This window comes from Amycolatopsis rhizosphaerae (assembly GCF_007713715.1).
Taxonomy (GTDB): domain Bacteria; phylum Actinomycetota; class Actinomycetes; order Mycobacteriales; family Pseudonocardiaceae; genus Amycolatopsis_E; species Amycolatopsis_E rhizosphaerae.
The window spans coordinates 1-13,159 of record NZ_VJWX01000178.1; the positions used below are offsets into that span (position 1 = coordinate 1).

Sequence of the window (13,159 nt, forward strand, 5' to 3'; positions counted from 1 at the left end):
CCCCGGCGGTGATCTCGATCGAGGTGGTCTCCGGCGAGTCCGGCAGCGTCGGCTCGGGCGTGATGATCGACCCGCAGGGCTACGTGATCACCAACAACCACGTCGTTTCGCTGGCCACCAGCGACCGTCAGGCCAAGATCACCGCGGTGTTCTACGACGGCACGCGCACGGCCGCGAAGGTGGTCGGCACCGATCCGAAGACCGACCTTGCGGTGATCAAGGTGGCGGTGTCCAACCCCACCGTGATCCAGATCGGCAACTCCGCGAACATGCAGCCCGGTGACTCGGTGATCGCCGTCGGCTCGCCGCTGGGCCTGCAGAACACGGTGACCGCGGGCATCGTCAGCGCGCTGCACCGGCCGGTCACCGCGCAGGGGGAGAACGGCGAACCGCCGGTCACCTACGACGCCATCCAGACCGACGCCCCGATCAACCGGGGCAACTCGGGCGGGGCGCTGGTCGATTCGACCGGGGCGCTGATCGGCATCAACTCCGCGATCCGGACCGACGGCGGCGAATCGGGGCAGGGCGGCAGCATCGGCATCGGATTCGCCATTCCCTCGGACGACGCCATCCGCATCGCCCGCGTGCTGATCAGCAACGGTCAGGTCAAGCACCCCGACATCGGCATCAACGCGGCCTCGGTGGCGGCGGAGACCTCGGAGGGCGCGCAGGTGCTCAACGTCGCCGATGGCGGCCCCGCCGCGCGCGCCGGGATCGCCGAGGGCGACGTCATCACCAAGGTCGGCGACCGCATGGTCCGCAACGCCGCCGAACTCACCGTCGCGGTGCGCGCCCACAAGGTGGGCGAGGTCGTGCCTGTCCGATTGGTCCGGCAGGGGCGTCCTCTTGTCGTCGACGTAACCCTGGGTTCCGATTAGGCAGGTACGCTGGCCGCGTCGGGGCAGTACAAGGCCGGAGGTTGACTGGTGTTCGAAAGCGTGGGCTGGGGCGAGATCCTCGTCCTCATCGTCGCCGGTTTGTTCATCCTCGGCCCCGAACGGCTGCCCGATGCCGCGGCCTGGGTCGGCAAGACCATGCGCAAGGTGCGCGAGTTCGCCAACGGCGCCCGGCAGCAGTTGCGCGACGAGATGGGCCCGGATTTCGACGAGTTCCGCAAACCGCTGGAAGACCTGCGCCAACTGCGGAACTTCGATCCGCGCAAGGCGATCACCAACCACCTTTTCGACGGCGATCCGGACCCGTTGGGCCTGAACGGGACCAGTGGCGGCAGCAGCAAGCCCAACGGCTACCCCGCGGCCGAGGCCAAGCCCGAGTCGACCCCGCTCAAGCCCGGCGAGAAGCCGCCGATCGACCCGGACGCCACCTGATCAGCACTCGGGTCGAACGGCGCCTTCCTGGGGCGCCCCCACAGAAGGGTCATCCAGCACACCCGACCGAGTAGACCGGCCTCTCCGCACGGAGCGACTCGGCCGTCGATGGGAAACCATGCCCAGTGACGGCTGTTGAACGGAGTTGGCGGTGAAGCGTCCTCGGCTGAACGTGCTGGCACGGGTGGTACCCGTTCCGCTCGGGTTGCTGCTCAGTGGTGCACTGGTCTGGGGTGCCACCGACGCCGACTGGAGCGGGAGCACCAGCAACAGCGGCAACACGTGGGCGTCGGGCTCGTTGGGCCTGGCCAACGACAGCAGGGTGCCCATGTTCCGCATCGAAGACATGCGGCCCGGTGATACGGGCTCCAACTGCATCAGGATCAAGTCGAACGCCGACTTCCCCACCGCGCTCAAGCTGTACAGCAACTCGCCGAACTGGCCCAGCAACTTCCAGTCCTTCGTCAGCCTCAAAATCGAGGTGGGCAGCGGCGGCACCTTCGGCGACTGCACCGGCTTCACCCCGAACGCGACCGCGTTCGACGGCACACTCGACCAGTTCGTCGCGCTGCACACCGACTTCCGCACCGGCGTCGGTCCGTGGAAACTGCCCGGCAAGCCACCCAACGCGCTGAGCTTCCGCTTCGCATGGCGTTTCAGTCCGCAAGCACCCAACAGTTCGCAGAGCGTGTCCACCGACGAGGCGACCTTCACCTGGGAAGCGCGGGAACACGAGTGATTCCTCGGGGTGACGTGGCCGTCGGCACACCCGGCCGAACCACGGCCACGAGTGCCGGGTACCGGGTCCGCTTGATCACCTCGGTCCTCTCGCGCACCGTGCTCGGCTCGCTGAGCGGCCTGCTGGTGTGGGCGCAACTGCCGGTGGCGGCACTGGGCTGGACGGCGGAGGTGGTGCAGTCCGGCTCCATGCGTCCCGCCCTCGTCCCGGGCGACGTGGTTCTCTACCAGCCGCTGCGCGACCGCACCCCGGCGGTGGGCCAGATCCTGCTGGTCCAGGACCGCACCCGGCCCGGCCATCTGCTCACCCATCGGGTCTACCGGGTGCTTCCCGACAACGACCTGATCACCAAGGGGGACGCCAACTCCACCCCGGACTCCACCCCGGTACGGCCCGCCGATGTCCGAGGCGTGGCACGTCTGCGCGTGCCCTGGATCGGGCTACCGGTCCAGCTCTGGCGTGCCCGGCGGCCGGTGCCCGCCGCGATCGTGCTGCTCGGGCTTGCCGTGCTGCTCGCGCTTGCCGCTCTGCCACCGCACAGCCGCCGCAGGCCCGGGTAGGGCCTGCGGGCTCGGTGGGCTCGGTGTCAGGAGCTCGGTGTCAGCGGCCCTTCGGGGTGACGTTGAGCATCATGCCGGCGAGGCCGCGGGCGCGGACCGACAGCTTCGAGGCGACGTCGCGCAGCACCGCGGCGGCGGGGGCTTCCGGTTCGGCGAGCACGATCGGCGTTCCGGCGTCGCCCTGTTCGCGCAGGCGCGGATCGAGCGGCACCTGACCCAGCAGCGGCACGTCGGCTCCCGTGGACTTCGACAGCGAATCCGCCACGGTCTGGCCGCCGCCGGCCCCGAAGATCTCCATCCGGCTGCCGTCGGGCATCTCGAGCCACGACATGTTCTCGATCACGCCTGCCAGTCGCTGCCGGGTCTGCATCGCGATCGCACCGGCCCGTTCCGCGACCTCCGCGGCGGCCTGCTGCGGGGTGGTCACCACGAGGATCTCCGCGTTCGGGATCAGCTGGGCGACCGAGATGGCGATGTCGCCGGTGCCCGGCGGCAGGTCCAGCAGCAGAATGTCGAGATCGCCCCAGAACACGTCGGCCAGGAACTGCTGCAGCGCGCGGTGCAGCATCGGCCCGCGCCAGACCACGGGGGTGTTGCCCGGGGTGAACATGCCGATCGAGATGACCTTCACGCCGTGCGCCTGCGGCGGCATGATCATCGTGTCGACCTTGGTGGGCTTGTCCCGCGCACCGAGCATGCGGGGCACCGAGTGGCCGTAGATGTCGGCGTCCACCACGCCCACGGACAACCCGCGTTGGGCCATGGCCACCGCGAGGTTCACCGTGACGCTGGACTTGCCGACCCCGCCCTTGCCGGACGCGACGCAGTACACGCGGGTCAGCGAGCCGGGCTGGGCGAACGGGATGACCGGCTCCGCCGCGTCCCCGCGCAGTGACCGGCGCAGTTCGGTGCGCTGCTCGTCGCTCATCACGTCGAGTTCGACCCGCACGTCGGTCACCCCGGTGAGCTTGCCCACCGCGGCCTTGGTGTCCCGCGTGATGGTGTCCTTCAGCGGGCAGCCCGCGACCGTCAGGTAGACCGCGACGGTCACGACGCCGTCCTCGCCCACCGTGACGTCCTTGACCATGCCCAGGTCGGTGATCGGTTTCCGGATCTCCGGATCCTGGACGTTCGCGAGCGCCGCGCGGACGTCCTCGACGCTGGGGATCTGCTGCGTGCTGGTCATGGCTCCATGCTACGTATCGGTAACGGGCCCGCGTGGGCACCCACCCTCGCGTGGATCAGCCGAGGTGCTGGGTGGCGGTGCCCGCGCCGGCGGACTTGGACTTCTTCGGTTTGGTGGCGAGGTCGTCGCGCAGCCGGTCGATCTCGCCGCGCAGGTAGTCCCGGGTGGTGACCTCGCCGATGGCCAGGCGCAGTGCGGCCAGCTCGCGCGCCAGGTACTCGGTGTCGGCCTTCGTCTGGGCGGCGCGGTTGCGGTCCTCCTCGAGCGAGACCCGGTCCCGGTCGTCCTGCCGGTTCTGGGCGAGCAGGATCAGCGGTGCCGCGTAGGCCGCCTGGGTGGAGAAGGCCAGGTTGAGCAGGATGAACGGGTACGGGTCCCACTGCATGCTCACCGCGAAGAGGTTCAGGCCGATCCACACCACGACGATGAGCGTCTGCCAGAACAGGTACTTGCCCGTGCCGAGGAACCGGGCCAGTCGTTCCGACAGCCTGCCGAAGGTGTCCGGATCGATGGTGACAAACCGCCGTGCCTTGGCGCGGGGCTGGTCCAGCCGCCGCCTGGCGATCAGCTCAGGCACGCTCCACCTCCATGTTCGTCACGGCGCCTCGTTGGCGGCCAGGTCGTGCAGGCCCGTCTCCCGCCAGTCTTCGGGCAGGAGATGGTCGAGGACGTCGTCCACGGTGACCGCACCGAGGAGATGGTCCTCCGCGTCCACCACCGGCCCGCAGGCGAGGTTGTACGCGGCGAAGTACCGGGCCACTTCGCTCAGCGGGGCGGACGGCCGCAGCGCGGGCAGATCGGTGTCCACCACACCGGCCACGAGTTCGGCGGGGGGCTCGCGCAGCAGGCGCTGGAAGTGCACGCAGCCGACGTAACGGCCGGTCGGGGTGGCCGTCGGCGGGCGGCAGACGAACACCATCGTGGCGAGCGCGGCGGGCAGGTCGGTGTTGCGGATGTGGGCCAGCGCCTCGGCGACCGTGGCGTCCGGCGTGAGCACCACCGGTTCGGGCGTCATCAACCCGCCCGCGGTGTCGGACGAGTAGGTCAGCAGCCTTCGGAGGGGTTCGGATTCCTCGGGCTCCATCAGTTCCAGCAGCCGGCGCCGGTCGGCGGGGGCCAGTTCGGCGAGCAGGTCGGCGGCGTCGTCCGGGTTCATCGCTTCGAGGATGTCCGCGGCCCGTTCCTCCGGCAGGTGCGCGAGCAGCTCCTTCTGGTCGTCCTCGGGCAGCTCTTCGAGCACGTCGGCGAGCCGTTCGTCGTCCATCGACTCGGCGACCTCGTGCCGCCGCTTGACCGGCAGGTCCCGGACCGTGGCGGCGATGTCGACCGGGCGCATCGTGTCGAACAGCATGAGCAGCTGGCCCGCCCCCTGCGGCTGGCCGCTGACGTCGGTGAGGCCGAGCCCGGCGATGTCGGTCCACGGCAGGATCCGCAGCGAGGAGCGGCGGGCCAGGCCGATGCGGCCGGTGCGCTCGCGCACCGCGACCTTGGTGAGCAGCCAGTCCCGGGTCCTGGTCGGTTCCATCGCGGCGTCGACCACGTTCAGCCGGGTGCCGGTCTCGCGCAGGTAGGCGTGCGCGTCGGTGAGCTGGCCGAGCACGAGTACCTCGTTGGGGCGGCGGTGGAACCGGCGCATGTTGACCGTTCCGGTGGCCAGCGTGACCGCGTTCGGTTCGATCGAGGTCACGCGCAGCATCGGGACGAACACCCGGTGGCGCGTGCCCAGTTCGACGACGAGACCGAGCACCCGGGGCGGTTGCTGGTCCAGCCGGAGTCCGGCGACGAGATCCCGGACCTTTCCGATGGACTCGCCATCGGGGCCGAATACCGGCAAACCGGCGAGCTGGGCAGCAAAAACCCTGTTCACGGGGGCCATGCAGCCAAGGCTAGCCGCAGTTGGAATCGGCCGCCCACCAGGTGATGTCCGGCGAGCGCGGCACGGCGGGACGGCCGCCGGGCAGCGAGCTCGATGTCCACAATGGATCTGAACTGTGCCGAGTGGACAGTGTTTGCCGCCCTCGCCGCGACCCGCTCCCGGAGGCTGTGACGGGAGTAACATCTACAAGCACAAGCTAGCCGGGGAGCTGCCATGTTGGTGGAACTCGTCTCCGCGCTCGCCGTGGCGGGAGCCGCGTGGCTCGCCGCCGGCGTTCGCGTGGTCAAGCAGTACGAGCGCGGCCTGGTGTACCGGTTCGGCCGGGTGCTGCCCAGGGTGCGCGAGCCGGGGCTGGCGATGCTGATGCCCTTCGCCGACCGGCTGCAGAAGGTCAACATGCAGATCGTGACCCTGCCGGTGCCCGCACAGGAGGGCATCACCAGGGACAACGTCACGGTCCGGGTGGACGCGGTCGTCTACTTCAAGGTGATCGACCCGGCGGTGGCGGCGATCAACGTGCAGGACTACCGGTTCGCGGTGGGGCAGGTCGCGCAGACCTCGCTGCGCTCCATCATCGGCAAGAGCGATCTCGACGACCTCCTGTCGAACCGGGAGCGGCTCAACCAGGGCCTGGAGCTGATGATCGACAGCCCCGCGCTGGACTGGGGCGTGCACATCGACCGGGTGGAGATCAAGGACGTCGCGCTGCCCGAGGCGATGAAGCGGTCCATGTCGCGGCAGGCGGAGGCCGAGCGGGAGCGCCGCGCCCGGGTCATCTCCGCCGACGGTGAGTTGCAGGCTTCGACGAAACTGGCCCAGGCCGCGGCCGCCATGGCCGAGACGCCCGCGGCGCTACAGCTGCGGCTGCTGGAAACGGTCGTGCAGGTGTCGGCGGAGAAGAACTCGACCCTGGTGCTGCCGTTCCCGGTCGAGCTCCTGCGGTTCGTCGACCAGCATGTCCGGCACCCGGAAGAGCCGGCCGCGTCCGAGCCGCGCTCGAACGGGCAGCAGACCCCGCGGCCCCGGATCGCGGAGGACGACCCCTCGGGGGCGGCGGCCGACCGGGCTCCCTAGTGAGGTTGTTCATAGGCGGGGAGCTTGAGGCCGCGTCATACTCACGGGTACTAGCCGCGAAGACACAGGAGTCCCCAGCATGGCCCGCCTGGCGCAGACAGCCGGCCTCACCGAGGTCCAGTCAGAGATCCTGTCCACCGTTCGTTCGTTCGTGGACAAGGAGATCATTCCGCATGCCCAGGAACTGGAGCACGCGGACGCGTACCCGGCGGACATCGTCGAGGGCATGAAGGAGATGGGCCTGTTCGGGATCACCATTCCCGAGGAGTACGGCGGGCTCGGCGAATCGCTGCTCACCTACGCGCTGGTGGTGGAGGAGATCGCCCGCGGCTGGATGAGCGTCTCCGGGGTCATCAACACCCACTTCATCGTGGCGCACATGATCAGCCGTCACGGCACCGAGGAGCAGAAGCGGCACTTCCTGCCCCGGATGGCCACCGGCGAGGTGCGCGGTTCCTTCTCCATGTCCGAGCCCGACCTCGGTTCCGACGTGGCCGCGATCAAGACCCGCGCCCAGCGCGAAGGCGACTCCTACGTGATCAACGGCGCGAAGATGTGGCTGACCAACGGCGGCTCGTCGAACCTGATCGCGCTGCTGGCGCGCACGGACGAGGGGGCGGAGAAGGCCCACCAGAACCTCACCACGTTCCTGGTGGAGAAGCCGGAGGGCTTCGGTGAGGTCCTGCCGGGCCTGACCATCCCCGGCAAGATCGACAAGATGGGCTACAAGGGCGTCGACACCACCGAGGCGGTGTTCGACGGCTTCCGCATCGGCGCCGACAAGGTGCTGGGCGGCGCCCCCGGCAAGGGCTTCTCGTTCATGATGGACGGGGTCGAGGTCGGCCGGGTCAACGTGGCGGCCCGCGCCTGCGGCATCGCCATCCGCTCCTTCGAGCTGGCGATCGAGTACGCGCAGCAGCGCAAGACCTTCGGCAAGCCGATCGCCGAGCACCAGGCCATCGCCTTCAAACTGGCCGAGATGGCCACCAAGGTGGAGGCCGCGCACCTGATGATGGTCAACGCGGCCCGGCTGAAGGACACCGGCGAGCGCAACGACGTGGCGGCCGGGATGGCGAAGCTGATCGCGAGCGAGTACTGCGCCGAGGTCACCCAGGAGGCGTTCCGCATCCACGGCGGCTACGGCTACTCGAAGGAGTACGAGATCGAGCGCCTGATGCGTGAAGCGCCGTTCCTGCTCATCGGCGAGGGCACCAGCGAGATCCAGAAGACCATCATCAGCCGCGGCCTGCTGCGGGAGTACCGCGCCAAGGGCTGATCCCCGACGCCAGGTGCGGGGCCGAAGATAAAGAATCGGCGACCGGGGCCGGTCGCGGTGCACCCCCTGCCGGGTTCGCGTGGTTTCCTGGGCATTGGCACGATGGAAGCCCCATCCGAGTAGACGACACAGGTGATGACCGTGACCGGCCCGTTTTCCTCCCCAGGACGTCCCGCTCAGGGGCTGCCGCGGCTGCCGACGCCCCCCAGCGGCTGGCCCATCGGCTCCTACTCGACCTACTCCGAGGCGCAACGCGCGGTCGAACATCTCGCGGACCACGACTTCGCCGTCGAGGACGTCACCATCGTCGGCGTCGACCTGATGCTCGTGGAGCGGGTGATCGGACGGCTCTCGTGGGGCAAGGTGCTCGGCACCGGCGCGGTGTCCGGCGCGTGGTTCGGGCTCTTCGTGGGCATCCTGCTCAGCCTGTTCTCCTCCGGCGCCGGGGTCACCTACCAGCCGGTGCTGGTCGGGCTGGTGTCCGGAATGCTGTTCGGGCTGGTGTTCGCCGCGATCAGCTACGCGTCCACGCGCGGTCGCCGCGACTTCTCCTCGGCCAGCCAGCTCGTGGCCGGCCGCTACGACGTGCTCTGCCAGCCGCGTAACGCGGAGCAAGGCCGTGATCTTCTTGCCAAGCTGGCCATGCGGCCATCCGGGCCAACCGGCTGAGCCGGTTTCCGGGGGTGGTTGCGGTTGATGATCTCCGGGAATAGGTTGGGTCCCCACCGATCCACAGGCACGTCGTAGTGCGGGTGTGGTCTCCCGTCGACGTGCGCGTCGGGTAAGGAGGCCTGATGGGTAAGGGGAGGGCTCGGCCCAAACGGAGGGCCGCGGCCGCATTCGGAGCCGGGATGCTGGCCGCCGGAGCGCTGACCGCGTGCACCTCCGGCAACGGCACGACGGTCAACATCTACTACGCGCCCGAGGACAGCTTCCAGAGCGTGGTGGACAACTGCAACGCGCAGGCGGCCGGCCGCTACCACATCGTCTACAACAAACTGCCGCGCGGAGCGGACGACCAGCGCCAGCAACTGGTGCGGCGGCTGGCGGCCGGGGACAGCGGTCTGGACATCCTGGGGCTCGACGTCACCTGGGTGCCGGAGTTCGCCGAGGCGGGCTGGGCCGAGGAATGGACCGGTGCGGACAAGGCGGCCGCCGAGGACGGGGTCCTGCCGGGGCCGCTGGCCACCGCGACCTGGAACGGCAGGCTCTACGCCGCCACGAAGAACACCAACGTCCAGTTGCTCTGGTACGACGACCGGATCACCCCGAAACCGCCGCAGACCTGGGACGAGATGATGGACCAGGCCTACGCGCTCAAGGCGGCGGGCAAACCGGACGCGGTGCTGTTCACCGGCGCCCAGTACGAGGGCCTGGTCGTCATCTACAACACTCTGGTCGCCTCCGCGGGCGGGCACATCCTTTCCGACGACGGGAAGTCCGTCGTGATGGACGAGGGCGCGGTGCGCGCGCTGGAGATCCTCAAGAAGGTCACCACCACCGGGATCACCGATCCCTCGCTGACCAACTCGAAGGAAGACCAGGTCCGGCAGGCGTTCCAGCGCGGCGGCGGTGCCTTCGAACTGAACTGGCCATTCGTCTACGCCTCCTACGCCAAGGAAAAGCCCGGCGATCTCCGGCATTTCAAGTGGTCCACCTATCCGTCGGTGATCCCCGGGCAACCGGCGAAAACGACGATCGGCGGTTACGACCTCGCGGTCAGCTCCTACTCGCGGCACAAGCCGGAGGCGTTCGAAGCGGCATTGTGCTTGCGTAGCAAGGAAAATCAGAAGTTCTCCGCGCTCAAGGACGGTGTCCCGCCGACCATCGAGTCGATCTACCACGACGAAAGTGGTCTGGATCCAGCGAAACCGGTGGACGGCAAGGGCAATCCGAGTATGGCCACGGCCTACCCGATGCGGGACTCGATCCTGGCGGCGGTGCGGGACGCGGCGGTCCGGCCGCTCACCCCGGCCTACCAGAGCCTGTCCACGGTGATCTCGAAGATCCTTTCGCCCCCGTCGGACATCGATCCGCAGGCGACCGCGAACGAGCTGCGCAGGCAGCTCACCGACGCACTCCAGTCGAAAGGGGTGATCCCGTGAGCGAGATCGAGGCCGCCGCCGGGCTGCCTGCCCAGGTCGCCAAGACGGGGAAGCGGGTCAAACCCGTGCTGAGCGAAGGCAAACGAGCGGAGCGGCGGCTCGGGCTGCTGCTGTGCGCCCCGGCCGCGATCGTGATGATCGCGGTGACCGGCTGGCCGATCGTGTATTCGATCTGGCTTTCCCTGCAGCGCTACGACCTCCGGTTCCCGGCGCAGCGCACGTTCATCGGGCTCGGCAACTACATCGCCGTGCTCACCAACTCCTACTGGTGGACGGCGTTCGGGGTGACCCTGCTGATCACCGTCGTCTCGGTGGCGATCGAGCTGGTGCTGGGCATGCTGCTCGCGCTGATCATGCACCGCACACTGGTGGGGCGGGGGCTGGTGCGCACCGTCGCGCTCATCCCGTACGGGATCGTCACGGTGGTCGCCGCGTTCTCGTGGTACTACGCCTGGACACCGGGCACCGGCTACCTGGCGAACCTGCTGGGGGCGGACGCCGCCCCGCTGACCCAGTTCGCGCCCTCACTGCTGATCATCATCCTGGCCGAGGTGTGGAAGACGACGCCGTTCATGGCGCTGCTGCTGATGGCGGGGCTCGCGCTGGTGCCGGACGATCTGCTCAAGGCCGCCGCGACGGACGGGGCGAACGCCTGGCAGCGGTTCACGAAGGTGATGGTGCCGGTGATGAAACCGGCGATCCTGGTGGCGCTGCTGTTCCGGACACTGGACGCGTTCCGCATCTTCGACAACATCTTCGTGCTCACCAGCGGGGCCAACGACACGTCCTCGGTGTCCATGCAGACCTACAACAACCTGCTCAAGGGGCTGAACCTGGGCATCGGGTCGACCATGGCGGTGCTGATCTTCCTCACCGTGGCGATCATCGCGTTCGTGTTCATCAAGCTGTTCGGCACGGCCGCGCCCGGTTCCGACACGGAAGGGAAGCGCTGATGGCGATGCAGGGGGCGCCGACCACCGGGCGCCGGACCCGGTGGACGCTGGTCAACATCGTGGTGGTGATCTACGCGCTGTTCCCGGTGCTGTGGATCCTGTCCCTGTCGTTCAAGACGAAGGACACCCTCGACGACGGGAACTTCATCCCGCGCTCGTGGACCTTCCAGAACTACGTGGACATCTTCGCCACCGACGACTTCATCCGGGCGCTGGTCAACTCGATCGGCATCGCGCTCATCGCCACCGTGATCGCGGTGGTGCTGGGCACCATGGCGGCCTACGCGATCGCGCGGCTGGACTTCCCCGGCAAACGGTTCCTGATCGGGGTCTCGCTGCTGATCGCGATGTTCCCGCAGGTCTCCCTGGTGACCCCGCTGTTCAACATCGAGCGGGTGCTCGGCCTGTTCGACACCTGGCCCGGCCTGATCATCCCGTACATCACCTTCGGCCTGCCGCTGGCGATCTACACGCTGTCGGCGTTCTTCCGGGAAATCCCCTGGGAGCTGGAGAAGGCGGCGAAGATGGACGGGGCCACGCCGGGGCAGGCGTTCCGCCGGGTGATCGCGCCGCTGGCCGCGCCCGGCGTGTTCACCACCGCGATACTGGTGTTCATCTTCTGCTGGAACGACTTCCTGTTCGCCATCTCGCTGACCTCGACGAACGCGTCGCGGACGGTGCCGGCGGCGCTGTCGTTCTTCACCGGGTCCTCGCAGTTCGAGGACCCGACCGGGACGATCTCCGCGGCGGCCGTGGTGATCACCGTCCCGATCATCCTGTTCGTGTTGTTCTTCCAGCGCCGCATCGTCGCGGGGCTGACCTCCGGTGCCGTGAAGGGGTAGAGGCATGGCTGAAATCGTGCTGGACAAGGTGACCAAGCGGTATCCCGACGGTTCGCTCGCCGTGTCCGAAGTGGACCTTCAGATCGCGGACGGGGAGTTCATCATCCTGGTCGGCCCCTCGGGCTGCGGGAAGTCGACCACGCTGAACATGGTGGCGGGCCTGGAGGACATCACCTCGGGCGAGTTGCGCATCGACGGTGTGCGGATGAACGAGAAGGCGCCGAAGGATCGGGACATCGCGATGGTGTTCCAGTCCTACGCGCTGTACCCGCACATGACGGTCCGGGAGAACATGGCCTTCCCGTTGCGGCTGGCGAAGATGGACGACTCGGCGGTGCGGCAGAAGCTGGAGGAGGCCGCGCGGATCCTGGACCTGACCCGGCACCTGGACCGCAAACCGGCCAATCTCTCCGGCGGGCAGCGGCAGCGCGTGGCGATGGGCCGCGCGATCGTCCGCAGCCCCAAGGCGTTCCTGATGGACGAGCCACTGTCCAATCTGGACGCAAAGCTGCGCGGGCAGATGCGTACCTCGGTGTCGAAACTGCAGAAGCAGCTCGGCACGACGACGCTCTACGTCACCCACGACCAGACCGAGGCGATGACCCTGGGCGACCGGGTGGTGGTGCTGCGGGCCGGGTACGTACAGCAGATCGGCAGCCCGCAGTTCCTCTACGACCACCCGGCGAACCTGTTCGTGGCCGGGTTCATCGGCTCGCCGTCGATGAACTTCCTGCCCGCGACGCTGGCCGAGGGGCGGCTCGAGAGCCCGCTCGGCTCGTTCCCCCTGCCGGACCGGGTGCGGCGGCTGGCCGAGGCGGCCAACGCGCCGCGGGACGTGATCGCCGGGGTGCGGCCGGAACACTTCGAGGACGCGGCGCTGGTCGACGAGGCCGCGAAGCGTGGCGGCGTGACCTTCACCGCGCACGTGGACGTGCTGGAATCGATGGGCTCGGAGAAGTACGCCTACTTCACCCTCGAAGGTGCGCGGGCGAGCACCTCCGAGCTCGCCGAGTTGGCGGCCGACACCGGCGCGGACGACGTTCCGGGCGGCGGCGCCAGCATCGTCACCCGGCTGTCCTCGGCCTCGGCGGTCGCCGAGGGCGCGTCGGCCGAGGTCTGGTTCGACGCGAACAAGCTCCAGTTGTTCGACCCCTCCACGGGCGCGAACCTCACCTACGAGGGATAACGCCGTGAGGGGGCCCCTCACGGTCGATACG

Annotated in this window: 14 protein-coding genes; 11 read left to right on the forward strand and 3 right to left on the reverse strand. The window is 68.7% G+C overall.

Features of this window, described 5'->3' with window-relative positions; translation table 11 throughout:
* From FNH05_RS18425 to FNH05_RS18440, 4 genes are all read left to right on the forward strand, one after another.
* The coding region (locus tag FNH05_RS18425; protein WP_144589941.1) for a S1C family serine protease at positions 1-881 on the forward strand (881 nt) is incomplete at its 5' end.
* A gap of 48 nt (positions 882-929) precedes the next feature.
* Complete coding sequence (gene tatB / locus FNH05_RS18430; RefSeq protein WP_144589942.1) at positions 930-1,331, forward strand: Sec-independent protein translocase protein TatB; 402 nt, start codon at positions 930-932, stop codon at positions 1,329-1,331.
* Between the two features lie 151 nt (positions 1,332-1,482).
* Positions 1,483-2,070, forward strand: coding sequence for a hypothetical protein (locus FNH05_RS18435; RefSeq protein WP_144589943.1), 588 nt, complete (start codon positions 1,483-1,485; stop codon positions 2,068-2,070).
* Between the two features lie 71 nt (positions 2,071-2,141).
* On the forward strand, positions 2,142-2,630 hold the full coding sequence (locus FNH05_RS18440) for a signal peptidase I (RefSeq protein WP_186382606.1): 489 nt from the start codon (positions 2,142-2,144) through the stop codon (positions 2,628-2,630).
* 40 nt (positions 2,631-2,670) lie between these two features.
* On the opposite strand, the gene FNH05_RS18445 is transcribed toward FNH05_RS18440, so the two are convergent.
* Genes FNH05_RS18445 through FNH05_RS18455 form a run of 3 tightly spaced genes read right to left on the reverse strand, consistent with a single transcriptional unit; the run spans position 2,671 to position 5,692 of the window.
* A complete protein-coding gene (locus FNH05_RS18445; RefSeq protein ID WP_144589945.1) occupies positions 2,671-3,816 on the reverse strand; it encodes an Mrp/NBP35 family ATP-binding protein in 1,146 nt (381 codons plus the stop codon).
* A gap of 55 nt (positions 3,817-3,871) precedes the next feature.
* Positions 3,872-4,393 (reverse strand): DUF1003 domain-containing protein, encoded by a 522-nt coding sequence (locus tag FNH05_RS18450; RefSeq protein WP_144589946.1) that lies wholly within the window; start codon positions 4,391-4,393, stop codon positions 3,872-3,874.
* 18 nt (positions 4,394-4,411) lie between these two features.
* A complete protein-coding gene (locus FNH05_RS18455) occupies positions 4,412-5,692 on the reverse strand; it encodes a magnesium transporter MgtE N-terminal domain-containing protein (protein WP_144589947.1) in 1,281 nt (426 codons plus the stop codon).
* A 213-nt stretch (positions 5,693-5,905) separates the two neighbouring features.
* Between FNH05_RS18455 and FNH05_RS18460 the strand changes: the two genes are divergently transcribed.
* The 7 genes from FNH05_RS18460 to FNH05_RS18490 all read left to right on the forward strand — a co-directional run bounded on the left by FNH05_RS18460 (position 5,906) and on the right by FNH05_RS18490 (position 13,128).
* On the forward strand, positions 5,906-6,766 hold the full coding sequence (locus FNH05_RS18460; RefSeq protein WP_144589948.1) for an SPFH domain-containing protein: 861 nt from the start codon (positions 5,906-5,908) through the stop codon (positions 6,764-6,766).
* A 79-nt stretch (positions 6,767-6,845) separates the two neighbouring features.
* Positions 6,846-8,042, forward strand: coding sequence for an acyl-CoA dehydrogenase family protein (locus tag FNH05_RS18465; protein WP_144589949.1), 1,197 nt, complete (start codon positions 6,846-6,848; stop codon positions 8,040-8,042).
* 135 nt (positions 8,043-8,177) lie between these two features.
* Positions 8,178-8,711, forward strand: a complete 534-nt coding sequence (locus tag FNH05_RS18470) for a YflT domain-containing protein (protein WP_144589954.1) — start codon at positions 8,178-8,180, stop codon at positions 8,709-8,711.
* A gap of 125 nt (positions 8,712-8,836) precedes the next feature.
* Positions 8,837-10,147 carry an ABC transporter substrate-binding protein gene (locus tag FNH05_RS18475; RefSeq protein ID WP_144589950.1) on the forward strand — a complete coding sequence of 437 codons (1,311 nt, stop codon included), beginning with the start codon at positions 8,837-8,839 and terminating at the stop codon, positions 10,145-10,147.
* 5 nt (positions 10,148-10,152) lie between these two features.
* A complete protein-coding gene (locus tag FNH05_RS18480; RefSeq protein ID WP_425458461.1) occupies positions 10,153-11,100 on the forward strand; it encodes a carbohydrate ABC transporter permease in 948 nt (315 codons plus the stop codon).
* Positions 11,100-11,942: a carbohydrate ABC transporter permease gene (locus FNH05_RS18485; protein WP_144589952.1), complete on the forward strand. Its 843-nt coding sequence runs from the start codon at positions 11,100-11,102 to the stop codon at positions 11,940-11,942. The genes FNH05_RS18480 and FNH05_RS18485 overlap by 1 nt, the downstream gene beginning before the upstream one ends.
* A 4-nt stretch (positions 11,943-11,946) precedes the next feature.
* Positions 11,947-13,128, forward strand: coding sequence for an ABC transporter ATP-binding protein (locus tag FNH05_RS18490; RefSeq protein ID WP_144589953.1), 1,182 nt, complete (start codon positions 11,947-11,949; stop codon positions 13,126-13,128).
* Positions 13,129-13,159: the final 31 nt, after the last annotated feature.

Excerpts from the sequence above, each read along its gene's own strand:
- FNH05_RS18445 (WP_144589945.1), bottom strand. The coding sequence starts at position 3,816 with ATGACCAGCACGCAGCAGATCCCCAGCGTCGAGGACGTCCGCGCGGCG.
- FNH05_RS18455 (WP_144589947.1), bottom strand. The coding sequence starts at position 5,692 with ATGGCCCCCGTGAACAGGGTTTTTGCTGCCCAGCTCGCCGGTTTGCCG.
- FNH05_RS18460 (WP_144589948.1), top strand. The coding sequence starts at position 5,906 with ATGTTGGTGGAACTCGTCTCCGCGCTCGCCGTGGCGGGAGCCGCGTGG.
- FNH05_RS18465 (WP_144589949.1), top strand. The coding sequence starts at position 6,846 with ATGGCCCGCCTGGCGCAGACAGCCGGCCTCACCGAGGTCCAGTCAGAG.
- FNH05_RS18470 (WP_144589954.1), top strand. The coding sequence starts at position 8,178 with ATGACCGTGACCGGCCCGTTTTCCTCCCCAGGACGTCCCGCTCAGGGG.
- FNH05_RS18475 (WP_144589950.1), top strand. The coding sequence starts at position 8,837 with ATGGGTAAGGGGAGGGCTCGGCCCAAACGGAGGGCCGCGGCCGCATTC.
- FNH05_RS18485 (WP_144589952.1), top strand. The coding sequence starts at position 11,100 with ATGGCGATGCAGGGGGCGCCGACCACCGGGCGCCGGACCCGGTGGACG.
- FNH05_RS18490 (WP_144589953.1), top strand. The coding sequence starts at position 11,947 with ATGGCTGAAATCGTGCTGGACAAGGTGACCAAGCGGTATCCCGACGGT.